This window comes from Mesorhizobium wenxiniae, assembly GCF_002284535.1.
Classification (GTDB): domain Bacteria; phylum Pseudomonadota; class Alphaproteobacteria; order Rhizobiales; family Rhizobiaceae; genus Mesorhizobium; species Mesorhizobium wenxiniae.
In genome coordinates this window covers 25,148-47,062 of sequence record NZ_NPKH01000025.1, presented here as the reverse complement: position 1 = coordinate 47,062, position 21,915 = coordinate 25,148, and the positions used below count along the sequence as shown (strand labels likewise).

The following is a 21,915-nucleotide window of genomic DNA, read 5'->3' as shown; positions in this document are numbered from 1 at the left end:
CGGCCCACCATTCATTGCTTTGTGGCCTCGTCCAGCGCCAGATTGAGCGCCAGCACATTGACCACCGGCTCTCCCATGAAGCCGAGCTCGCGGTCCTCAATATGGCTGTCGACAAGGGACTTGACCCTGGCTTCATCGACGTCCCTGGCCCTGGCCACCCTGGCGACCTGGAAATAGGCGGCTTCGGGGCTGATATGCGGATCGAGGCCGCTGCCTGAAGTCGTGACCAGATCCACCGGCACCGGCTGGTCCGGATTTTCCACGTTCAGCCTGTCGGCATCGCTCTTGATGCGGTCGATCAGCTTGGGGTTGGTCGGCCCGAGATTCGAACCGCTCGAAGCGGCGGCGTTGTAGCCGTCGCCGGCTGCCGACGGGCGGCCACGGAAATAGCGCTCGCTGGCAAAGGCCTGGCCGATCAGTTCGGAGCCGACGATCTTGCCGTCCTTCTCAATCAGGCTGCCGTTGGCCTGGCGCGGGAACAGGGCTTGGGCGATGCCGGTCATGCCGATCGGATAGATCAGGCCGGTAAGGATGGTGAAGAAAACGATCATGGTGATCGCGGGTCTGATTTGCTTGAGCATGGACTTAATTCCTTATGCGAGGCCAAGCGCGGTGATGGCCATATCGATCGCCTTGATGCCGACGAAGGGGACAATGATGCCGCCGAGGCCGTAGACAAGAAGGTTGCGGCTGAGCAGCGCGCCCGCGCCAATCGCGCGATATTTGACGCCTCTCAGCGACAGCGGGATCAGCGCGATGATGATCAGTGCGTTGAAGATGATGGCCGAGAGAATGGCGCTCTGCGGCGTTGCGAGATGCATGATGTTAAGCGCCTGCAACGGACCGGCGGTTTGCCCCGGCGCGATGTAGAAGACGGCGAATATGGCCGGGATGATGGCAAAATACTTGGCGACGTCGTTGGCGATGGAAAAGGTCGTCAGCGATCCGCGCGTCATCAGCAGCGCCTTGCCGATTTCTACGATCTCGATCAGCTTGGTCGGATCGCTGTCGAGGTCGACCATATTGCCGGCTTCGCGTGCGGCGACCGTGCCGGTGTTCATGGCAACGCCGACATCGGCCTGCGCAAGGGCGGGCGCATCATTGGTGCCGTCGCCGCACATGGCGACGAGCTTGCCTTTGGCCTGTTCGTCGCGGATGAGCTTCAGCTTGTCCTCGGGGGTCGCCTGGGCAAGGAAATCGTCGACGCCGGCCTCCGCCGCGATCGCCGCCGCCGTCATCGGATTGTCGCCGGTGATCATCACCGTGCGGATCCCCATCTTGCGCAGTTCGGCGAAGCGTTCCCTGATGCCGCCTTTGACGATGTCCTTGAGATGGACGACGCCGAGAAGGCGTCCGTCGCGCTCGACCGCCAGCGGCGTGCCGCCGGATTTGGCGACGTCGTCGGCGATCGCCTGAAGGTCGCGGACGGTGTCGCTGCTGGGGCGCCTACCATGCGTGGCGACGGTCGACTGATTGACGTGGGCGAGCACCGAATCGACCGCGCCCTTGCGAACCGACGAGCCATCGATGTCGACGCCGCTCATGCGGGTTTGCGCGGCGAAGGGCACGAAAGCGGCATGCAGTGTTGCCATGTCGCGGGCACGGATGGCGTATTTCTCCTTCGCCAGCACGACGATCGAGCGGCCTTCCGGCGTTTCATCGGCAAGCGAGGCCAACTGTGCAGCGTCGGCCAGCTCCTGCTCGGTGACGCCCTTGACCGGGCGGAATGCCGTCGCCTGGCGGTTGCCGAGCGTGATCGTGCCGGTCTTGTCGAGCAGCAGCGTGTCGACGTCGCCAGCCGCCTCGACGGCGCGGCCCGACATCGCCAGCACGTTGAATCGCACCAGGCGATCCATGCCGGCGATGCCGATGGCCGAAAGCAGCGCCCCGATCGTCGTCGGGATCAACGTGACGAACAGGGCGACCAGGACGGTGACCGAAATGTAGCCGCCCGAATAGGAGGCGAAACTCGGGATCGTCGCCGTCGCCAGCACGAAGATCAGCGTCATGCCGACGAGCAGGATGTTGAGCGCGATCTCGTTGGGCGTCTTCTGGCGCTCGGCGCCTTCGACCAGCGAGATCATGCGGTCGAGGAACGTATGGCCGGAGGCCGCGGTGATGCGCACGCGGATCCAGTCGGACAGAACCTGCGTGCCGCCGGTGACCGCCGAACGGTCGCCGCCGGATTCACGGATCACCGGAGCGGATTCGCCGGTGATTGCCGCCTCGTTGACCGAAGCGACGCCTTCGATCACCTCGCCGTCCGACGGAATGATGTCGCCAGCCTCGACGAGCACCACATCGCCGACCTTCAAGCTGGTGCCGGGCACCAGCTTGAACTTGGTGCGGTCGTCGCCGCTCAACAGCTTGGCCTGGGTCTCGGTGCGCGCCTTGCGCAGCGAATCGGCCTGCGCCTTGCCTCGGCCTTCGGCGACCGCTTCGGCGAAGTTGGCGAAAAGCACGGTGAACCACAGCCAGATGATGATCTGCAGCGAGAAGCCGAGATTGCCGCCACCAGTGACAAGATCCTTGACGAACAGGACTGACGTGAGCGCCGAGACTACAGCGACGACGAACATCACCGGATTGCGCATCAAGGTGCGCGGGTTCAGTTTCCTGAAAGCCCCGTCGATGGCAGGCAGCAGGACGCGGGCATCCATGATAACAGCGGATTTGGACTGGCTCATTTAGTGGCTCCAGCATCGATGTTGTTGAATGGCGCCGATCGATCGTATGCCGAACGAAGATGCCCGGAGGCCAGCAGCCAGATCACGATCATGACGGCCGCAATGCCGAAGAACGTAGACATGGTCGGGAAAGGAGGCGGGGTTGCCCCCTTCTGATCGGCTCGATGTCGAATCTTGCGGCGTATGGTTTCGAACCAGGCCATGACATTGATCCAAAGTGGGGCCATTTCAGAATGTCTGCCCGTGGATGCCAGCCAGGTGCTCGACGATCGGTCCGACTGCCAGCGCCGGGAAGAAGGTGAGGCCGCCGACGATCAGAATGACGCCGACCAGCAGCCCGACGAACAGCGGCCCGTCGGTCGGGAAGGTGCCGGCGGAGGCGGGCACTGTCTTCTTGGCGACCAGCGAACCGGCGATCGCCAGAGCCGGGATGATGACCAGGAAGCGGCCCATCAGCATGCCGATTCCGAGCGTGACATTGTACCAGGTCGTGTTGCCGGTCAGGCCGCCAAAGGCCGAGCCGTTGTTGGCGGCAGCCGAGGTGTAGGCATAGAGAACCTCGGAGAAGCCGTGCGGGCCGGCATTGGCCATCGAAGCGACGCCTGTCGGCAGCACCACCGCGATGGCGGTGAAGATCAGCATCGCCAGCGGCAGGCAGAGAATGGGCAGCATTGCCATCTTGATCTCCTTGGCCTCGATCTTCTTGCCGAGATATTCGGGCGTGCGTCCGACCATCAGTCCGGCGACGAACACGGCGATCACGATGTACATCAGGATGCCGTAGAGGCCGGCGCCGACACCGCCGACAATGACCTCGCCGAGCTGCATGTTGATGATCGGGATCATGCCGCCAAGCGCGGTGAAGCTGTCATGCATCGCGTTGACGGCGCCGCAGGACGCGGCCGTGGTGATGACCGCAAACAGGGCAGACAAAGCGATGCCGAAGCGCGTTTCCTTGCCTTCCATGTTGCCGCCGTCGATGCCCAGCGCATGAACCAGCGGATTGCCTGACGCCTCAGCCCAGTAGCAGACGGCGACGCCAGCGATGAACAGGAGGCCCATCGCGGTCAAGATCGTCCAACCCTGGCGCTGGTTGCCGTTCATGCGGCCGAAGACGTTGGTCAGCGCCGCACCGATCGCGAAGATCGAAACCATCTGGATCAGGTTCGAGATCGCGTCGGGATTTTCGAAAGGATGCGCGGCATTGGCGTTGAAGAAGCCGCCGCCATTGGTGCCGAGCATCTTGATGGCGATCTGCGAGGCGGCTGGCCCGACCGCGATCGTCTGCCGCGCGCCCTCCAATGTTGTGGCGTCGAGATAGGCGCTGAGCGTCTGCGGTATGCCGAGATAAACATAGACCAGCGTCAGCACGATGCAGAGCGGCAACAGCAGGTAAAGGGTGCACCGGGTCATATCGACCCAGAAATTGCCGATCGATTTGCCGGAGGCCTTGGTGAACCCGCGGATCAGCGCGATTGCGATGGCGATGCCGGTCGCCGCGGACAGGAAGTTCTGCACGGTGAGGCCGGCCATCTGCACCAGATAGGACATCGTGCTTTCGCCGCCGTAGTTCTGCCAGTTGGTGTTGGTCATGAAACTGGCGGCGGTGTTGAAGGCGAGCCCGGGTTCGACGGCGGTCATACCGGCCGGATTGTAAGGCAGGCTGCCTTGCAGCCGCTGCAGGCCGTAGAGCACCAGGAAACCGGCCAGGTTGAAGAACAGCAGGGCCGCCGCATAGGTGGTCCAGTGCTGCTCCTCACGCTCGCTGGTTCCCGAGATGCGATAAAGGCGTCGCTCGACAGGACCCAAAATCGGCGAGAGGAATGTGCGGTCGCCGCTGAAAACGCGATACATGTAGCCGCCGAGCGGCTTCACGAGCAAAAAAACGATCCCGCAATAGACGAGGATCTGTATCCATCCGTTGAAAGTCATAGGTGTAGCTTTCCGTGCCTTCGCCAGTTGCCGTTAGAAACGTTATGGGCGAACGAGGGCGTATGTCAGGTAGGCGAGAAGGAACAAGGTCACAGCGCCACCGAGGATATAGTCGACAAGCATGTTGCGATCCTTCAGCCTAAAGACTGTCGCAGGCTTTGATGAAGGCGAAGAACAGGGTAAAAAACAAAAACCCTGTTCCGAGAACGATGATGTCCATCGCGCGTGTTCCTAATTCTTCGCTTTATTCTCGCTTCACCTGCAGACGGCAGGTCCGAAATCATACGGAAGCACCCCGCCACAACGGCAGAGTGACCGAGATGTGTTTCAGGTAGAATATGGCTCGAAACACCATAAAGGTTCGAGACGTGGCGAAGAGGAAAGAAATGAAAATTCTATAGGGATTTCGCTGTCGTGATCTCAGCGCACGGCGTTTAAAGACAAGTCGTGCGCCGGCGCGAAGCTGCCGAAAATCAGCGATCGCGCGTATAGATCACGGCATAGTCGTCGGCATACGCGCGCTTCCAGCCCAGTTCATCGAAGAAAGGAATGCGGCTGTCGTCCGGCGTCAGCAAGGCCCAGTCTATCGCATGCTTCTTTAGCTGGGCTTCGAGGACAGGCTTTCCACCGCTGCGTCCTGTCTCGGCATCTGTCTTCATAAAGCCGTTGAGAAAGAGCTGATCTGTCCGGCCGTCGATGAATGTTTTGATCCCATGGAAGATCAAGCTGCCGCCGAAGTTGTAGGAATTCAGGACATTGCCTGACAAATGATTATTTTCGACGAATGCGAGCGCTTCCTTGGCCGAAGTCTTCTGGCTCGGCTCGACCTGATAGGCGCTCGTGAGCATTGCGGTTGCCCCCACCAGCAAAACGCCTGCCACGCCGCAGATCCGGTAAAATCGCTCGGCGAAAAACCGTTCCAGCCCGTCGCGTCTGTCGGACACCCATTTCGCCAGGGAAAGCGCGGGATATTGCTCGGCAATCTCGGCCGCAAGCACGATCGGGACCAGCAAAAAGAACAGGTACATGAAGCGCAGATGGGTGAGATAGATATGCAAGGCAAAGACGATGAACAGCGCTTTCGCCCAGTTAACGCGAAGTCTCGACACAAGCAGCGCGAAAACGAACAGTAGGATACCCACTTCCTGGAACGGTTGATCCGAGGCGTCGAACGGTTTCCACTCGATAATCAAGGGAACCGCTTCGTTGCCATAGGCTACCGTGAAAGTGGCAAGGATGGCCTTGATGCCGTAGGGATTGATCAAGCTGACCACCGGGCAAAGCAGTCCGAAGGCAACCCATTTGCCAAGGAGTACGGGGTTGGACAGGCGGGTTCGCACAAGAACATCGAGGCCGGCGAAAGCCGCAATGACAAAGCCGATGGTAAAGGTCGCGTGGAGATTGGCCCACAGGACAAGCAGGGCAAGTAGCCACAGAGGCGGTCTCTGCTCATAGCGCGCTGCGCGGAAAAGCATTGCGGTCCAGATCACGATGATGGGCAAGGTGAAGATGTGTGGACGCGCGGTGAAGATCGGGGAGATCAAGGCCGCCGCAAACAAGGCCAGTCCCACTGCCGCCGTCGGTCTCAACCAGGTGCTGAGACACCATGACAGCAGCGCCGCTGTCAGGGCGATGGTTGAGATGATCAGCAGCGCCACGCCATTCCAGCCGCCTGTCGTGTAGGCGAGTGCGAGGAGAACCTGTCCAAGCCATTCCTTGGCGATCCACGGCTGGCCGGCGAAAGTATGAGAATAGCTGTCGACAAGCGGGAACGTACGATTTGCCAGCAGATCGAGCCCCACCTTGACCTGCCACCAACAGTCGGGGTCCTGCAGGATGGCTTGGGCGTGGGCGGAAAGCGCGAATGCCACGACAGGTGTGACGAGCAGGCAGAACATCGCCCTGGCCCGCTGCGCGCCGTTGACCGACGACGCGGTCGCAACGGTCGCTACGGTCGCCTGAATCCCGTTCATATCATAACTCCAAGCCGCCCTGTGGCAGATCGATTGGGGGTTTCAGCTTGTCGCTCATCCGAGGGCAGGGCGTCCGCTCAAACGGCAGGCTTGACCACATGCACGAAATATTGGGCTCCCACAGGCATCCTGGTCAGGAAGCGCTCCAAGGGTCGCAATTTTGCGAGCACGCGTGGGAAAAAGATCCGGTAGACGACATCGGATTTGGAGAAGCCGGCCGCAGCCATTCGCTTGCGCAAATCGCGGCTGTTGATCAGAATTGCGTTCTCGTCGAAAGCACAGTTTCGCACCGCGAGCGTCGTCAGCGGATTCCAGGGATTGTGCTCGAACAAAAAGAAGCTGCCACCACCGGTCAGCACTCTCTCGATCTCCTTGATCAGGCCGACATGGAGGTCTTCAGGGATGTGATGGAACACGCATGCGGCGAAGGCAAGATCGAAACTTGCGTCGTCATAAGGGATCGTTTCGCCGTCGAAGTGCCTGAAATCGGCTTGGCCGGGAAAGCGCTTGCGGGCGATGTCGAGCGACTGCGAGGAGGGATCGAGCAAGGTGATTTCGCTGTCGGGAAATGCGGCGCGCATGGGCCCCAGCGAATTGCCGACACCCGCGCCGAAGTCGAGTATCCGCCGCGGCTTCACGTTGGAGTGAGCCAGCCTTGCGGCGACGTCGTCGATCTTGTACTGCGCGAAGAAATCCGGGGTTTCGCCGCTCAGCCGGATACTTGCGGCATGCTGCTGCTGATATTCCAGCGCGAACTGATCAAACTCGGCCTGAAGCACGCGCGGCTCCCTTCGCCAGTTCATGGGCCATTTCCTGAAGACGATGTACGGGCAGTTTCCCGGCGGCAGGATCATGGGCAGCAATCTCGTTTATGAGGTAAAGCGGCCGCCGCTTGGACTCCATATACATGCGCCCGAGATATTCCCCGAAAATCCCAAGGACCAGAAGCTGAACGCTGCCGAGGATCAGGACGATTGCCGCCAGGCTGGTCCAGCCGGGCAACACGCTGCCGGCAAACCATGAGAAGAGCGTGTAGCCGAGCGCAGCAAGCCCGAGAAAACCGAAGATCAAGCCGAGATGCGAGGCGAACCGCAAGGGCACGATGGAGAAGCTCGTCATCGCATCCATTGCCAGAAGCACCATCTTCTTCAATGGGTAATGCGTGGTGCCTGCGAAGCGCTGGTGCCGCTCATAGGCAAAAGCCACCTGCTTCAGGCCGATCCAGCTCACCATGCCGCGAATGAAGCGGTAACGCTCGGGCATCGCATTGAGATGATCAAGCGCGCGGCGGCTCATAAGTCGAAAATCCCCGGAATCGAGCGCCATCTCGACGTCCACCATCTTGCGCAGCAGACGGTAGAACAATGCGGCGGTTGCGCGCTTGAACCAGCCTTCGCCCTGGCGCTTCACCCGCTGGCCATAGACGACGTCGAACCCCTCATCCATCTTTGCCATCATGGCTTTGAGCAATTCCGGCGGGTCCTGGAGGTCGGCATCGAGAATGAGAATGCGCTGGCCGCGGCAAAATTCCAGGCCGGCGCTGAGCGCAATCTGGTGGCCGTAATTTCGGGCGAGGTCTATGCCGACGACGTGGCTGTCCTGTTTGGCGAGTTCGAATATGGCCTCGCGGGTGCCGTCGGTGGCTCCGTCGATGACCAGCACGATCTCGTAGGAATGCCCCGCGTGTTCACGGCAAACGGCTGTGACGCGCCGGTAAAGTTCGGCGACCCCACCGATTTCATTATAGCACGGCACGACAACCGACAGCGCGACAGCGCGTCGCGCCGCGATTTTCTCTGTTTGCGCCAAAAGCCCAGCTCCCATGGTTAGAACGGGAATAGGCCGAATTTGTTAGAAAATTGATAAGCCGCTCATGATTGCCCGCCCGCGACGCCAGATAAGCGAAGCGTACGGATGGCCGGGCGCGTGCGACGGTGATACGGCGAGGGCAGACGCTCCACCAAATCGGCGGCTCAGCCTTCGGCCTTGAAGTTCTTCGCTTCCTTCTCGACCTTGGGGCTGTTCTTGCCGTGCTTGCGCATCAGATCCTTCGCTTGGTTGGGCGAAACGTCGGTGGTCTCGGCCAGGCGCAGGGCTTCCTCGTCGTCCGGTTGGCGTTTCTTCCGATCGGCCATAGCGGTCCGTTTTTCAGCCATCACAACGCCTTTATGCTCTTGGCGATTTCGTTCAGCACCTTGCGATCGGTGCCGTGGCGCTTGATCAAGGTGCGTGCCTGCTCGGGAGTGATGCCGGTTTCCTCGGCGAGATGCCTCACCTCATAGTCTTCGTCGCCGGCTACTTGCGAGCGATCACGGTTGTCGGTCTTGGTTATGTCATCGGGCATGACAGTTCTCCTCGCTTAGACCTAGAGCATAACGACGGAGATTTCGTGAGGTTCCTTAATTGCATGTGGCCCAAAAGTGCGCAGCGGTTTTGGGATAACGACATGCATAAACAACAGCACTGCATGTCGCCCAAAGTGCGCAGCGGTTTTGGGATAACGACATGCATGAACAGCACTGCATGTCGCCCAAACTGCGCAGCGGTTTTGAGACGGCGACATGCATAAAACAAAACTGAAAGCGCGTCGCATCGATCTCTTCAGACGTGACGCGCTTTAATGCCGGCCTTCGCGCACAAACAGATGGGCTTCCTTAGCGGCGGCCGTGAATGCCCGCCGCGCACTGCCAACCGCCCGCCGCTGCTCCATCGCATCCATCATGGCTTTCAAGGCCGCGCGATATTTCGGCCCGCGTTTTTCGTCTGGCCATTTGTCGACCAGAAGCGAGGCCGCCTGGACCGTCCTCGTCACAGAGAGGGGGCGGCCGATCCGTTCGCTCTCGATCGTCACCGGAACATCGAACTGTTCGTCACGCATTACTGCCACTCCTGACTCCAAGGACAGCAACGGCGCAGCGGGACTATTCGTTCCGATGACGAATGGCGTGATCCATCCCGATCACAATTCATGGTTACTGAGTGGCTTACGTCGCCGCTCTAGTTCGGACAGTGCGCAAGCTAATTGGGCGCAGAGCGACATGCAATTAGCGGGACCGATGGTCGAACACGACCCCCATGGTCCTACCAATTGCGGTCATCACGACAAGCTCGACCAGATGGTCGTCGCTGTCCTCAAAAGCCGGGGCTGCCCGGCGGATGGCGTCTATTACGGCTCTGGTCGATATGGTGTCGCCGGCGCGAAATTTTGAAAGCGCAGATGAAACAAGTTCTTGGGCCGTCAAGTCAACGACAGGCACTCTCGAAACGATGTTCATTGACCTCCTCCGCCATGAACCCTCCCCCAAAAGAATGATACGCCGAATGGCGGTTTCCGCTAGCGAAATAGTGGTCCGACCAGAGGCCAATCGGACCGCCGACAGTTGCCTTTTGCAGGGCTCAGCGCGACCCTGCCGACTTCGATTTCGCTCGGCTCCTCGCGACTGGCTTGACGCTTGCCTCGCCGATCCTTGCGACGAACGTCACTACTTCTCCCGATACAAGATCATACCCGCGTGATGCAGCACGCCGTCAATGAACGTTCCGTCAGCGGTAAAGCCGGTGTCGTCCCAATAGTCGATGTGATTTCCTCGGATCTCATAGCGCCCCTGGTACGCGCTCTCACGGTTTCCGCGCGCTTCGTCATAGCGACAGTGTGGAAGCAAGTTGTGGCGGATATAGCCATCGGCCGTGACCCACATCCCGACATAGGGATGGCTTCCCGAAGGTTGGGTAACCGTATTTTGCTCGACATTCATCTGGGCGAGACCTTTCTGTACTGGTAAAACGGCGGCGCCGGCAAGAAACACGGCAGCGGCAAGCGTCGAAATCTGCTTCATGCGACAGCTCCTCAGGGTTGTTTTCCGGGAGCGGCGCGACGCTCCGTGAACAGCTCGGAGAGCGTTTGCGATGCTGCGATCGCGCGACGAGGTGTGAAAACGAAAATCCATTCTTGCCTCCCTACTTGCTGGCTGTCGGCCGGATGACGATCTCGTTCACGTCGACATCGTCCGGCTGTTCGATGGCGAAGCGCACGGCACGGCCGATGGCGTCGGGCTGCAGCGCGATGGCGCGATAGGTCTTCATCGCTTCCACCGCGACCGGATCGGTGATCGTGTCGGCGAGCTCGCTATCGACCACGCCGGGATGGATGCAAGTGATGCGGAGGTTGTCGTGCTCCTGCCGCAAGCCATCGGAGATGGCGCGCACAGCGAATTTGGTCGCGCAATAGACCGCGGCTGTCGGCGACACCGAAAGCGCGCCGATGGAGGCGATGTTGACGACATGGCCGGAACCTCGGGCCGTCATCTCCGGCAGCACCGCGGCGATGCCGTAGAGCACGCCCTTGATGTTGACGTCGACCATCCGATCCCATTCATCGACCTTAATCGAGGCCATCAGCGACAACGGCATAACGCCGGCATTATTGACGATCACGTCGACGCGTCCCCAGGCCTGGCGCGCCGCCTCGGCAAAGGCGGCGACTTCTGCGCGATCGGTTACGTCCAGGCGGCGTGTCATTGCCTCCCCACCCTTTGCCCTGATTTCTCCTGCGAGTGTGTCCAGCCGATCGGTGCGGCGCGCACCGAGCATGACCTTTGCTCCGGCAGCACCGAGCGACCGGCCGATGGCGGCTCCAATGCCGCTCGAAGCCCCGGTAATGAGCACGACTTTGTTGAGGGACATGTTCGTCTCCGTCTTGTTGATCCTGCGAACCACCATTCAGGCGGTTGCCACGAAGATGGATCTGTTTCACTGTTGCGATAAGACGACCATTTGTTCACAGCGTGGAAAGCATATCTAACCAATGCAGCCGGATCTCAATGCGCTTGCGGTGTTCGCCCTCGTGGCCGAGGAGCGGAGCTTTCGCGCGGCTGCGGACCGGACGGGCGTCACCCGCTCGGCGGTGAGCCAAACGATGAAGCGGCTGGAAGAGACGCTCGGTATCGCGCTTGTCCAGCGCACGACGCGAAGCGTCAGCCTTACCGAGGCTGGCGAACGCCTCTACGCCGGGATAGCGCCGGCCATTGCCGACATGCGCGCGGTAATGGAGACCACCGGGGATATGCGCGGGCGTCCGCGCGGGCAGTTGCGGCTCGCCGTCTCGTCGATCGCCGAGCGCTTTCTTTCAGGGCCGTTCCTGGCGACCTTTGCCGAAGCGAATCCCGAGGTTCAGATCGACATCACGGTGACGGACGAGGAGTTCGACATCGTCGCCGAGGGATACGATGCCGGCGTCAGGCTCGGCGAGGTGATCGAGCAGGACATGATTGCGGTGTCTGTCGCCGGTGATGAGCGGCAGCTGGCCGTCTGCGCGCCGGCCTATCGCGATCGGTTCGGGGCGCCTGCGCATCCGAGCGAGCTTGCCGGCCATCGCTGCATTGGCTGGCGCCGCGCACCCAAGGTTGCGCCCTATCGCTGGGAATTCGCCGAGAATGGCAAGGAGTTCAGCGTCGCCGTTGCGCCGGAGATCACGACCAACGACATGGCGTTGATGACAAAGCTCGCCCTAGCCGGCGCCGGCATCACCTTCGGCATGGAGGAGAGCTTTCGCCCGTCGATCGATCGAGGCGAGCTGGTGGCAGTTCTCGAAGGCTATTGCCCGCGCTTTGCCGGCTTCTACCTCTACTATCCGAGCCGTCGTAACGTCGCGCCGAAGCTGCGTGCCCTTGTCGATCACCTGCGGCGTCTTGGCTAGCGTTTTCCGCGCGGGCGATCGCGCCATTGCAGTCCTTTTCGAATAGCGGGAGCGAACCGAATTTGCTTTCCGCTCCCGGCGATTCTGTCTCGCGTTGGACGCGACATGCTGCACATCGCAAGCGACTTCCTTTCACCGTCCGCCAACCAGCCCACCACCTTTTTTGGGATGAGAGTCCAGATCGTCAACCTCGCTGCGCACCGGCATCTCGATGTTGCAGTTACATTGGTCTGGGGCGGTTCGGATGTTGAGGCGGTGATGGCCAATCGAGCCCAAACGAAAACCCCGGCCGCTGGGCCGGGGTTTTCCTTGCGTCCCCAAAGGATCAGAACTTGTAGCTGACGCCGACCCTCACCGCGTGCGTGGTTAGGTCAACCGGCATATCGACATCCGGGAATCCCGGAGCCAAGTTGCCTGAGGCTTCTCCGAAGTCTGTATACCGATACGCCAGTCGCGCGGTCCAATGTTCGTTGAAGGCCCACTCGCCGCCGGCACCGATTGTCCAGCCGTTGAGCGTATCCGAATAGCCCCCGCTGACAGGAAGCGGGAAGGGGCCGCCACCGAAGTCGAAATCGCCGATCGCCCAGCCGCCGGTAACGTAGAGAAGTGCGTTGTCGTATGCGTAGCCGAGCCTTGCGCGGATCGAGCCCTGCCAGTTCAATTCGCTGGTTCCAACAGAAGTGGCTCCGGTAGCATTTTCGAAGCTGCCCTCCACGTCACCGCCTTCGAAATCGCCCTCGACACCGTAAACAAAAGAGCCGGACTGCCAGTTATACCCGACATGGACGCCACCAATGAAGCCATCGGGATCGGAATCGTCACTTGGCGCACCGTTGGAGTAGCTGTGTTCTGCTTGCCCCCAGAGATAGCCGCCCTGAAGACCGACATAAAAGCCGCTCCAGTCGTAGGCAACTGCGACGGGTGCCGTGGGCTCGTAAACAACTGCATCGGCCGCGAAGGCCGGAGCCGCAAACAAGGCCGCACCGCTGAAACCGAGCAGGAACGTAGTGGCAAACGCGATTTTCTTCATGGAATGATGCCTGTGTTGAAAGGAAGTCACCAAAAATTGAATAACACACAGGTTGTGGCTGAACTGTAACTGCGGCGCAACACACGGAAGCAAATGCACGGTTCAGTTGTGGCGGTGATCCTGGTTCCTGTTTTGCTCGCATGACTCTTGCCGGCGTCCTGGCCGCCGAGGAGTCGCTGGCAATCCGTACCTGAAAGCGAAAGGCGGTTAGTCCGAGTTTAGAGAAACGCGATCGCTGGGTTGCTGGCGTTGACGATCTAAATTGATATTGGCCTACCGAGTCGGCGGGAATTACGGGAATACGGTGACAGTGCACCATTTCTATCCCCGCCTGCCGGGTCTTTCCGATTTCACGGCTGTCCGGTTTGCCGGGCCCAGAAGTGCTTCGCTGCCCGTCGGCTGCGCAGATGCCGAAATCGGCGGCGCGGCGATGCAAGTCGAGCCATACGGTCAATCTACAGCGACAGCCGAGCGAACATGCCAAACAGTGCACTGTCACCGTAATTCCACTGGCTGGAGTCGGCGGTGCGAAGGAGATCATCTTCTTCACGGGATGACCCGCCAACCAGTCTTTGGGACAGGAGTCGAGATCGCGAACCTCGCTGTGCGCACCGGCATCTCGATGTTGCAATTACATTAGCGTGAGCGCATGTTTTCGTCAGCCGGCGCAAGCCGGTTAGGCCCGGTGGCTGGCCGGTCACCCCATAGGCTGCCGGGCCGCCAGCAACGGCTTCGGGAGGACATGACATGCCGAAAATCTTGGATCTTTTTCAAGACAGCGATCGTCTTCCTTAGCCGGCCTGCAGATGGCAATTTCAGGCAATCACGGTGCCACGCGCACATCAACCTTCTTGGGATGGGTGACGAGTGCAATATTCGGTGGGTGATACGCTCTGAACCCGACAAAAGCCGCCCGCGGGATCGCGATGGTCCCGGCGTCTACAATCTTGGCCTGATCGTGATGGCTCTTTACGTGATGCTGCATAGAAATCCAGCCCTTGAGCCGATCGTCGCCACCGGCACCATGATCGTCGCTGTCAGCGTGCTCATCTTTGCCTTCGTGGTTTTCTCCGCCGAAACGGCGCGCTCAGTCTCGGGAATACCTGCGGTTCCACGCTAGACGGCGTCGAGATGTGCTGAGCCAAAAAAGGCTCGCGCGTCCGAGAGTTTGGTCATCATTGTGCCGGCAATGCTTTCGCGGCGGCGGTCAGGGTCGCCCGATCGTTGCCGTGCTTGCGGATCAGCTCGCGCACCTGCGCCGGCGTGATGTTGTTCTGCAGAGCGAAAAAGTTCACCTCATAATCGTCGTACGCCGATATCTTGTTGCGGTCGCGAAAGTCGCGTTTGCTTTTGTCGTCTGTCATATCGCACGTCCTTTTGGAATTTCGTCATATTCACTATGGCTAATATACGCCAGTGACCTAGACTAGGTTCCATGCGTAGGCGGGCAGTGGCCGGCACCGGCCGGCTAGAGTTCATCCTCCCGATGGAGCCCAAGCTGGTGGCCAAGCCGCCCGAGGGTGACAACTGGATTCACGAGATCAAGCTCGACGGCTATCGTGCCCAGATCATCATCAACGGCCCCGAGGATATCCGCGTCTATGCCGAAACCGGTAAGGACTGGACGCGTAAATATCTGGGCATCGTGGAAGCGGCGACGGAGCTTGAGGTCAAGAACGCCATCATCGACGGCGAGGCGGTCGTTACCAACAAGGCCGGTATGCCCGACTTCAACGCGCTCCAGAACGCGGTCCACAACAATCCCTATGGCATGTACCTCTGCGCATTCGACATTCTGCACCTGAATGGCCATGATTTGCGCGACATCGGCTGCAAGGCGCGCCGCGAAATTCTCGGCGGCATCATCAAGCCGAACAGCCGGATCCAGTTCAGCGAGGCCATGCCTGGTGACGCCAAGTCAATCTTCTATCTCGTCGAGCAGATCGAGCTTGAGGGAATTGTCTCGAAGCGGGCCGACAGCAAATACCGCAGCGGCCCGACCTCGAACTGGCTGAAGATCAAGAGCTTCACGGTCGACGAATTCGAACTGCTGGGCATCGAGCGCGAGCCTGGCAACGCAGCCTTCGCACTTTTGGCACAGCCAGGAACTGGGAAATATTTCGGTACCGCCTTCATCACCTTGGGCCGCGACATGAAGGAGCGGCTGTTGAAGCGGGTTCGAGAGCATGCCGGGCCGCCGCCAGAGGCCATGAAGAGACGGCCGGCGACCCAATGGGTCAGGCCTGGTGTAAAGCTGCGCGTCAAGCATCTCCGTGGCGACCACACCCACATACGCCAGGGGTCGCTGCTGGGTTTCAGTGACGAGAGCTAGTGCGCCTGTCTGCGCTCTTTGAGCGTTGACGAGATCTGACTTCCCCGAGCAGCTCGCGCTCGTTGGTAGTTACGTTTCGAAAGATTGCGACAATCGTCACCGCTAAGGCTTCGGCATCCCGGCCAAACGGGTCGATGACTCCATCTGCGCAAACCTGATCAAACACGCGTTCACATATAGCCAAATCGTGAGGGCTGAGGCAGGTGCGAGTGAAACGCCGGCGCGGCATTTGCGAACCTTCGAAGCCCGCTGTCCGTGCAAAAGATAGTGGGCCTTCACAGCCAGACCAGGGGACGAGAGTCCGGCCTCGTGCAAGAAACGCGAGTCGCTGACTGTTTGTTCCCGGCTACAAAAATTGGTTAATTCCGTACAAGTGAGCGGGCGGTGTAGATAGATGCTCAACCGGTGTCAAAGCCACTCCGGCCATAGGGATGATTTATCAGACCTTCAGCTTCCCGATGACGCTCGTGGACAAGTTGAACCGGACGTATTCGCCGTTAGGCTTGCTTGATCATCAGCGCCTCACCGATGGGCGGTCCAGTATGCGGCGGCATGTTTCCCGATTTCGCGGCTTGCCGGTGCTCGGCAATCCGGTCCAGAAGTGCTTCGCTGCCCACCGGCCGCCCAGATGCCGACATCGGCAGCGCGGCAATGCAAGTCGAGCCATGCTTTCAATCTACACACAGCCGAGCAAACATGGCAAAAAGTGCACTGTCACCGTGATTTATGTCACCGTAATTTTATTCCAGCTTCGGCCGGCTGATTTTTTTGCGTACTGGATCTTCCGATTGACTCGGATGATCCCACAGTCCTTCTCCCCTCGCGGGCATAGGCGTCATCCCATTGGCCCGATGCGTTGGTCGTGCAATGCCCGCGCGCTCCGCCAGAGGCGCGCGTCATCTGTTCGGCCGATGCGCCGGTCCGTTGGAGGGTAGAGATTGAGAATCTGCCTTAGCACTAGACCGCTTCGTGCTGGCGGTCGCCTCTGCAGACTTCGGATGAAGGGCTGACCTATATTGTTGCGCGCAGGTTCATATCCGATCGCGGCAAGGGTTGCTTTCCTTGTCGCGTTAGCCGGCGTTCTCCTGCTCGCCCTTTTTCCGGAGTGGCTCCTGCAGAATTTGGGAGTGACCTTCACGCATCATGGCAAGCTCATCCACGCCGCCGCATTCGCTGTTTTGGCGGCCTTGGGAAGTGTCGGCTGGACGAAACACAAGGCAAAGCTGATTGTTCTCCTCGCATTTTCGGGCCTGGCGATTGAAGTTGTTCAGGGCGCGCAACTGATAGGGCGCGGTCCGGATGTATTCGACTGGATTGCCGACTGTGCTGGCATGGCCTGCGGGATCACAATCGCAAGCTGGACAAAGTGGCTCGCTGGAGGGCTGCCATAGGTCGCCCGTTGGCCCAGATCAGTGGTGGTGTATGGTTGGCGGAGAGAGCGGCCGCCGATGCAATGTTCAGTGGCGTCCAATGCCGTCCAAAAATAAGGTAAAAACAATTGGTTGGTGAAAGAGTGGCTTGCTTCATTGTCCACAGATGTGGGCCGAAATGTGGGGTTAGAAGTTTGGCGGAGCCGTGAAAAATTCGGGGAAGCATCCGGAGAAGGCGCTCGATGCATTGCAGGTTAAGCAGCTAAAGGGCCCTGGCCGCTATGCCGACGGTAACGGCCTCTATCTGATAGTTGACCCATCGGGAGCCAAACGCTGGCTGCTCCAAACAGTGGTGCAGGGACGGCGACGCGACATTGGCCTCGCAGGACTTTCGGTCACTTCGCTCGCCGAGGCGCGGGAAGCGTGCAGGCTTATCGTAAAGTCGCGCGGGAAGGTGGCGACCCGCTGGCTACGCCGCGCGAAGCTCGAAGGATCGTGCCGACCTTCAGGGTTGCCGCTGAAATTGTGCATGCCGAACACGAGATCAGCTGGAAAAATCCCAAGCATGCAAAACAGTGGATCACCACGCTGACGCAGTATGCGTACCCTGTTATTGGCGACCATCGCGTCAATGCGATTGCGACATCAGACGTGCTCAGGGTGCTTTCGCCGATCTGGCTGACCAAACCTGAGACCGCGATACGAGTTCGTCAGCGGATCAGTACTGTCATGGATTGGGCGAAGGCGGCAGGTTATCGCTCAGGACACAATCCGGTGGAAGGGGTCACCCGCGGATTGCCAAAGCAAACGGACACTGATCAGCACCACGCTGCGGTGCCCCTTCATAAGGTCGCTGGCTTTGTCCAGGCACTCCGATAATCCAACTCTGGGCCGATTGCGAAGTTGGCCTTCGAATTCCTAATTCTCACGGCTTCCCGAACGAGTGAGGCTCTTCGTGCCCCTGTCAGGCAGGTGTCTTGCAATTTTGACCGCTGCACAGGCTGTGTCGTCAGAGGCAGAGTTCGTTTCCGAATGCATCGGGTGATGGCCCACTGTCTAACATGGTTTTCTTAGCTGTGCCGGGACGGGCGCCAGGAGCCGGTCAAATATCGGCTGCCGTTTGCCGGCCCTGCTGCAGTCTCGGGGCGTCGTCATTGAGATGACGATGCTCCGAGACTCTGGAGCAGGGGAATGAACAGGAAGAGGCCGGCACCTTCGAGAACCGCCGCAGCCAAACCAAGTCCGACGATGTCGGCCCGGCCCATGCAGGCGCTGCCGCCAAACGGATGAGCCGCCGCAACCGCTCGAACAGTGACGCGCTCACATTCACCAGCTGGTCTCTTGATAAAGCGGACGGAACTCGGCGTTCTTGTTGCGCATCCGTTTCACTCCAACCTTGATCCAGCGAGGAACCAACCTAGCCCTGCAGTAAATGTCTATCATATTGGGCAGGCGAGAAATCGCCGTGCGCGGATCCAGGACGAAGAGTTTTTTCGATAGGTCGCAGGCCGCGTAAAGCTGCCCGCCGATCAAAGCTCTCACCGCAAGCCAATGGATCATATCGACCAGATGCGCATCGAGATCGCTGCCGAACTGCGGATACTTTTCGCGAAACTCGGCAAGAACAATCTCACAAGAACGAAGCATCTGCATGACATCGCTCGACATGTTGACGTTCGTCATCCGATAGCCCACCAGGTGCTGAGGCACGACACGGAATTCGTAACTTTCCGCTATCCTGAGGCACATCAGAAGGTCCTCGCAGCCTTGTGCATTCCTGGCCCTCAGGGAAGGATCGAATTGTCCCGCCCGCTCGAATGCGGAGCGACGCAGCAGCATCGAACTTCCGTTGCCGACAAAATTCATTCTGCACATCCGTTGCAGAACGCGGCCATCGGCATCGGGTCGGTATAGTGAGAATACCCGGCCGTCCTCGTCGATTTGGGCAAACCAGCAATATGCCAGGCCCGCAGAAGAGCCGCCTTCCTGCAGGGCGCGCAGTTGCAGTGCGATCTTGGAAGGGGCCCAGAGATCATCCGCGTCGACAAACGCCAGAAACTCCGCATCGGTAGAAGCGGCGCCACTGTTCCGAGCCTGCGCAACACCGGCGTTCGGCTGCTTTATCAGGCGTATGCGCCGATCTTTCGCGGCATGGGAGGTCACGATTGATTCGGACAGGTCCGTAGATCCGTCGTCGACCACGATGATGTCCAGTGCCTGGTGGCTCTGCCTGCAGATGCTGGCCAAGGTAGCACCGATGGTTCTCTCAGCATTGAACATCGGCACCACGACGCCTACCGTAGCATTGTCATCAATCATCAGGCCTTCGTTTCCGCAGTTGGGGGATGGTTTATTTGAGTATTCTATCGGATATGCATTGCTGGCCAACACCCGGGGCGAATTCCGGGCAAGTCAGACCGATTGTTCTCCTGCCAGCCTGGCCCTAACGGGCTTCGATCGTGGGCAAATCAAATCTCGAATCCGGGAAATCGAACTTGGATCCATCCGGGAACGGGCCGCGGATCCGCCGCGCCCCGATGCAATATTAGTTCCCTCTGAACAGGCGCGTCAACCAACGCTGTCTTGATCGCTTCGCTCCCGATACGGGCGGTTTTCCGGGGCCCGGTGTCGATGGAATGCAAAATGTGATGAGTTGGCGGAGGGAGAGGACCTGAAATCCAACCTTCTCCACGGATCCGCGATCACCTTGGTAGTCGGGGTGTTCGGCTGATGCTGTTCAGTCGACGTGTTCAATCTGCGGACCTGGTCAACCGGCAGAGCCGGCGTGCAACCTTGCCCCTAGCCTGCCAGCGCCTCTACCTGACGGCGATGAAAAGCATCGGGCTGATGGCCTGGGGCGGGCCATCAGCCTGCCTCACGAGATGCCACACTCGCCGCCTGGCCTGCCTTGGCCTCGCCTTCCCGACAATCATGCTGCTGGAGGCCAATTCCCGACGAAGAGCGATTTTGGGCCACCGGAGTGCCGGTGAAGGGCCGTTGCTCAGAATTGACCTCCAGGAGGCACTTGCTGGTGTAGGGATGGTCATGCCACTCCTCCAGCTCTTGCCGCAGCGATCTCGGCGAAGGTCCGTTCGTCGCCCTCCAGCACTGCTGCCTGGCCGGTGAAGTCCTGCCAACGCAGCACCGCGACATCGACATAGGCTGCGTTCAGTTCGATCGCGTGACAGCAGCGGCCGGTCACGAAGGCGCCCTTCTCGATCGAGGCAGAAGCGGATCGCCTAGATTTGCGTTTGTGTAAAAGGCCGCTTCGTGCCTACTGACTTTCCGGCATTCCAAGCAACGCGTCCTTGAATTGCAGGATCGTATTGAGAGTAACCCATTTCCGTTCTCCTTGGCCTTGATTGGCCGATGGAGAAACGAACAACGCCCGAGCTACAGCTCTGGGGTAGATTTGGGGCCGGTAGCAGACCCGCCGCTTCTGGCCTCGAATGTTCAAGAGCGGACCTTCAGGTCGGCGCAAGCATCATCGTGATCTGATCCAAGCAGACGTGGTCAGTAAAATCCGGCGTCGCGCAAATGGGCTCGATTGCCTCAGACGTTGTGCTAACCTTCGGTCCTCCAGTCGGATCCAGGGGAAAAGGATGCGCTTTAATCACCGCCCAATCCAGATACTCGTAGAGCCGAGCGACTATGTGCTGCGTAATATCGGTGACATGGCAATGCTCTATGCTGCCACGGAGCGGCTTGCGCGGCTGTGCGACAATTCGACGATCAACGTTCTGACTGACGATCCGGACGCGCTTCGCCGCTTCTGTCCCTTTGCCATCCCCCTGTCGGCCGAAGGGCGCGCCCTATGGCTCAAGCCTGATTTCAGGCCGGCCAAGTTGAAGCGGTTCGTGCCCGAGCACTGGCCCGATCGCATTCGCCGACACGCGCCGAGGCTCGTTTCTCTGTTCTGGCGCCTTAAGTTTAGGCACATGCCGAATGCGCGCGCGGCACTTCTTCGCTTCACCGATGCTGTGGACAGGGCAGACCTTGTGCTTGTAAGTGGAATGGGCGGAATCACAGACGCTTTCCCAGAATATGCCCTGTCGGTACTCGAAACTCTGAATCTCGCGCTTGCAAGGAAAGGACGGCCGGTGGTCATGGTCGGCCAGGGGATGGGCCCGCTTGCCAACGCCGAGCTGAGAGCTCGTGCATCGGCCATATTGCCAAGGCTCCACTTGATCGCGCTTCGCGAAACGCGAGCCGGGCTTCCTCTGCTCGCGGAGTTGGGTGTTTCCAAGGACAGGATCTGCGCAACCGGCGATGACGCCATCGAAATGGCGCACGAGATGCGAGTGGATGAGCTTGGCACCGGCATTGGCATCAATCTACGTCTTTCCTCCTATTCAGGAGTATCAGCGGATATTCTCGAAGGGTTGCGACATGTCTTAGGCGCCACATCGGTTTCGCTCGAGGCACCCTTGATCGGCGTTCCAGTCTCATTGGAGCCTTGCGAAGCGGACATCGACTCAATTCGTGGACTGATGCCCACCGATGAGACCGAGCTGAACCGGGCACTCGCGATCCGCACACCGAACGACCTCATTCGGCAAATCCAGCGCTGTCGGGTCGTAGTCACTGGCAGCTACCACGCCGGCGTTTTCGCGTTGGCCAACGGTATCCCGACGATCGGGCTAGCCAGATCCGACTACTATGTCGACAAGTTCCTTGGCCTCGCCGATATGTTCGGCACGGGCTGCGAGATGGTGGCACTCGATCATCCGAACTCTGCCGAGAAGCTTCGGTCGGCGCTCCGGCGCCTGTGGGAAGAGGCGCCCGCTATTCGCCCGGCGATATTGGCCAGGGCCGAAGCTCAAATCGCTGCCGGCCATACCGCATACCGTCGCATTCGCGACGCGATCTGGGACCAAGGCTGAATCAGGGGCCGCC

General features: G+C 59.7%; 23 protein-coding genes and 2 pseudogenes. 7 read left to right on the top strand and 18 right to left on the bottom strand.

Annotated elements, in window-relative coordinates:
• Nucleotides 1-11: 11 nt before the first annotated feature.
• The 14 genes from kdpC to CIT31_RS21065 form a co-directional block, all read right to left on the bottom strand.
• Entirely contained in the window at nucleotides 12-581 is a 570-nt protein-coding gene (gene kdpC / locus CIT31_RS21130; protein WP_095520231.1) for a potassium-transporting ATPase subunit KdpC, read from the bottom strand.
• Between the two features lie 12 nt (nucleotides 582-593).
• Complete coding sequence (gene kdpB / locus CIT31_RS21125; protein WP_095520230.1) at nucleotides 594-2,687, bottom strand: potassium-transporting ATPase subunit KdpB; 2,094 nt, start codon at nucleotides 2,685-2,687, stop codon at nucleotides 594-596.
• On the bottom strand, nucleotides 2,684-2,890 hold the full coding sequence (locus CIT31_RS21120; protein WP_095520331.1) for a hypothetical protein: 207 nt from the start codon (nucleotides 2,888-2,890) through the stop codon (nucleotides 2,684-2,686). The genes kdpB and CIT31_RS21120 overlap by 4 nt, the downstream gene beginning before the upstream one ends.
• Before the next feature lie 25 nt (nucleotides 2,891-2,915).
• Entirely contained in the window at nucleotides 2,916-4,619 is a 1,704-nt protein-coding gene (gene kdpA, locus CIT31_RS21115; RefSeq protein WP_095520229.1) for a potassium-transporting ATPase subunit KdpA, read from the bottom strand.
• A 42-nt stretch (nucleotides 4,620-4,661) separates the two neighbouring features.
• Nucleotides 4,662-4,742: a potassium-transporting ATPase subunit F gene (locus CIT31_RS21110; RefSeq protein WP_095520228.1), complete on the bottom strand. Its 81-nt coding sequence runs from the start codon at nucleotides 4,740-4,742 to the stop codon at nucleotides 4,662-4,664.
• Between the two features lie 350 nt (nucleotides 4,743-5,092).
• Nucleotides 5,093-6,277, bottom strand: a complete 1,185-nt coding sequence (locus tag CIT31_RS21105; RefSeq protein WP_245316420.1) for a hypothetical protein — start codon at nucleotides 6,275-6,277, stop codon at nucleotides 5,093-5,095.
• 392 nt (nucleotides 6,278-6,669) lie between these two features.
• Nucleotides 6,670-7,395: a class I SAM-dependent methyltransferase gene (locus tag CIT31_RS21100; protein ID WP_245316419.1), complete on the bottom strand. Its 726-nt coding sequence runs from the start codon at nucleotides 7,393-7,395 to the stop codon at nucleotides 6,670-6,672.
• Nucleotides 7,352-8,401, bottom strand: coding sequence for a glycosyltransferase family 2 protein (locus tag CIT31_RS21095; RefSeq protein WP_165778520.1), 1,050 nt, complete (start codon nucleotides 8,399-8,401; stop codon nucleotides 7,352-7,354). The genes CIT31_RS21100 and CIT31_RS21095 overlap by 44 nt, the downstream gene beginning before the upstream one ends.
• A 164-nt stretch (nucleotides 8,402-8,565) precedes the next feature.
• Entirely contained in the window at nucleotides 8,566-8,748 is a 183-nt protein-coding gene (locus CIT31_RS21090; RefSeq protein WP_029348124.1) for a hypothetical protein, read from the bottom strand.
• On the bottom strand, nucleotides 8,748-8,936 hold the full coding sequence (locus CIT31_RS21085) for a DUF3606 domain-containing protein (RefSeq protein WP_095520225.1): 189 nt from the start codon (nucleotides 8,934-8,936) through the stop codon (nucleotides 8,748-8,750). Before CIT31_RS21085 ends, CIT31_RS21090 begins: the two co-directional genes overlap by 1 nt.
• A 273-nt stretch (nucleotides 8,937-9,209) precedes the next feature.
• The gene (locus tag CIT31_RS21080) at nucleotides 9,210-9,470 is read right to left on the bottom strand and encodes a DUF982 domain-containing protein (RefSeq protein WP_095520224.1); all 261 of its coding nucleotides are present in this window, start codon (nucleotides 9,468-9,470) and stop codon (nucleotides 9,210-9,212) included.
• 166 nt (nucleotides 9,471-9,636) lie between these two features.
• Nucleotides 9,637-9,867, bottom strand: coding sequence for a hypothetical protein (locus CIT31_RS21075; RefSeq protein ID WP_095520223.1), 231 nt, complete (start codon nucleotides 9,865-9,867; stop codon nucleotides 9,637-9,639).
• 207 nt (nucleotides 9,868-10,074) lie between these two features.
• Nucleotides 10,075-10,347, bottom strand: coding sequence for an Atu4866 domain-containing protein (locus CIT31_RS21070; protein WP_156768347.1), 273 nt, complete (start codon nucleotides 10,345-10,347; stop codon nucleotides 10,075-10,077).
• A 202-nt stretch (nucleotides 10,348-10,549) separates the two neighbouring features.
• On the bottom strand, nucleotides 10,550-11,275 hold the full coding sequence (locus CIT31_RS21065; RefSeq protein WP_095520328.1) for an SDR family oxidoreductase: 726 nt from the start codon (nucleotides 11,273-11,275) through the stop codon (nucleotides 10,550-10,552).
• A gap of 121 nt (nucleotides 11,276-11,396) precedes the next feature.
• Between CIT31_RS21065 and CIT31_RS21060 the strand changes: the two genes are divergently transcribed.
• On the top strand, nucleotides 11,397-12,287 hold the full coding sequence (locus CIT31_RS21060; protein WP_095520221.1) for a LysR family transcriptional regulator: 891 nt from the start codon (nucleotides 11,397-11,399) through the stop codon (nucleotides 12,285-12,287).
• 325 nt (nucleotides 12,288-12,612) lie between these two features.
• On the opposite strand, the gene CIT31_RS21055 is transcribed toward CIT31_RS21060, so the two are convergent.
• Complete coding sequence (locus CIT31_RS21055; protein ID WP_095520220.1) at nucleotides 12,613-13,317, bottom strand: outer membrane protein; 705 nt, start codon at nucleotides 13,315-13,317, stop codon at nucleotides 12,613-12,615.
• A gap of 742 nt (nucleotides 13,318-14,059) precedes the next feature.
• Here CIT31_RS21055 and CIT31_RS21050 point away from each other — a divergent pair.
• A pseudogene (locus tag CIT31_RS21050) lies at nucleotides 14,060-14,437 on the top strand (hypothetical protein).
• 55 nt (nucleotides 14,438-14,492) lie between these two features.
• Here the strand turns inward: CIT31_RS21050 and CIT31_RS21045 are convergent.
• Nucleotides 14,493-14,681: a DUF3606 domain-containing protein gene (locus CIT31_RS21045; protein WP_095520219.1), complete on the bottom strand. Its 189-nt coding sequence runs from the start codon at nucleotides 14,679-14,681 to the stop codon at nucleotides 14,493-14,495.
• Nucleotides 14,682-14,752: 71 nt separating this feature from the next.
• Between CIT31_RS21045 and CIT31_RS21040 the strand changes: the two genes are divergently transcribed.
• The 4 genes and pseudogenes from CIT31_RS21040 (at nucleotide 14,753) to CIT31_RS35285 (ending at nucleotide 17,898) form a co-directional block, all read left to right on the top strand.
• Nucleotides 14,753-15,649, top strand: a complete 897-nt coding sequence (locus CIT31_RS21040; protein ID WP_095520218.1) for an ATP-dependent DNA ligase — start codon at nucleotides 14,753-14,755, stop codon at nucleotides 15,647-15,649.
• A gap of 1,016 nt (nucleotides 15,650-16,665) precedes the next feature.
• On the top strand, nucleotides 16,666-17,040 hold the full coding sequence (locus CIT31_RS21035; protein ID WP_095520217.1) for a VanZ family protein: 375 nt from the start codon (nucleotides 16,666-16,668) through the stop codon (nucleotides 17,038-17,040).
• A 184-nt stretch (nucleotides 17,041-17,224) separates the two neighbouring features.
• Nucleotides 17,225-17,389: pseudogene (locus CIT31_RS35290) on the top strand (Arm DNA-binding domain-containing protein); the annotation flags it as partial.
• A gap of 53 nt (nucleotides 17,390-17,442) precedes the next feature.
• Complete coding sequence (locus CIT31_RS35285) at nucleotides 17,443-17,898, top strand: tyrosine-type recombinase/integrase (RefSeq protein WP_095520216.1); 456 nt, start codon at nucleotides 17,443-17,445, stop codon at nucleotides 17,896-17,898.
• A 447-nt stretch (nucleotides 17,899-18,345) separates the two neighbouring features.
• Here the strand turns inward: CIT31_RS35285 and CIT31_RS21020 are convergent, their stop codons facing one another.
• Entirely contained in the window at nucleotides 18,346-19,338 is a 993-nt protein-coding gene (locus CIT31_RS21020; protein ID WP_095520215.1) for a glycosyltransferase family 2 protein, read from the bottom strand.
• A gap of 724 nt (nucleotides 19,339-20,062) precedes the next feature.
• Nucleotides 20,063-20,221, bottom strand: coding sequence for a hypothetical protein (locus CIT31_RS34335; protein ID WP_165778519.1), 159 nt, complete (start codon nucleotides 20,219-20,221; stop codon nucleotides 20,063-20,065).
• A gap of 247 nt (nucleotides 20,222-20,468) precedes the next feature.
• Between CIT31_RS34335 and CIT31_RS21010 the strand changes: the two genes are divergently transcribed.
• Nucleotides 20,469-21,902, top strand: coding sequence for a polysaccharide pyruvyl transferase family protein (locus tag CIT31_RS21010; RefSeq protein WP_095520214.1), 1,434 nt, complete (start codon nucleotides 20,469-20,471; stop codon nucleotides 21,900-21,902).
• Nucleotides 21,903-21,915 lie beyond the last annotated feature (13 nt).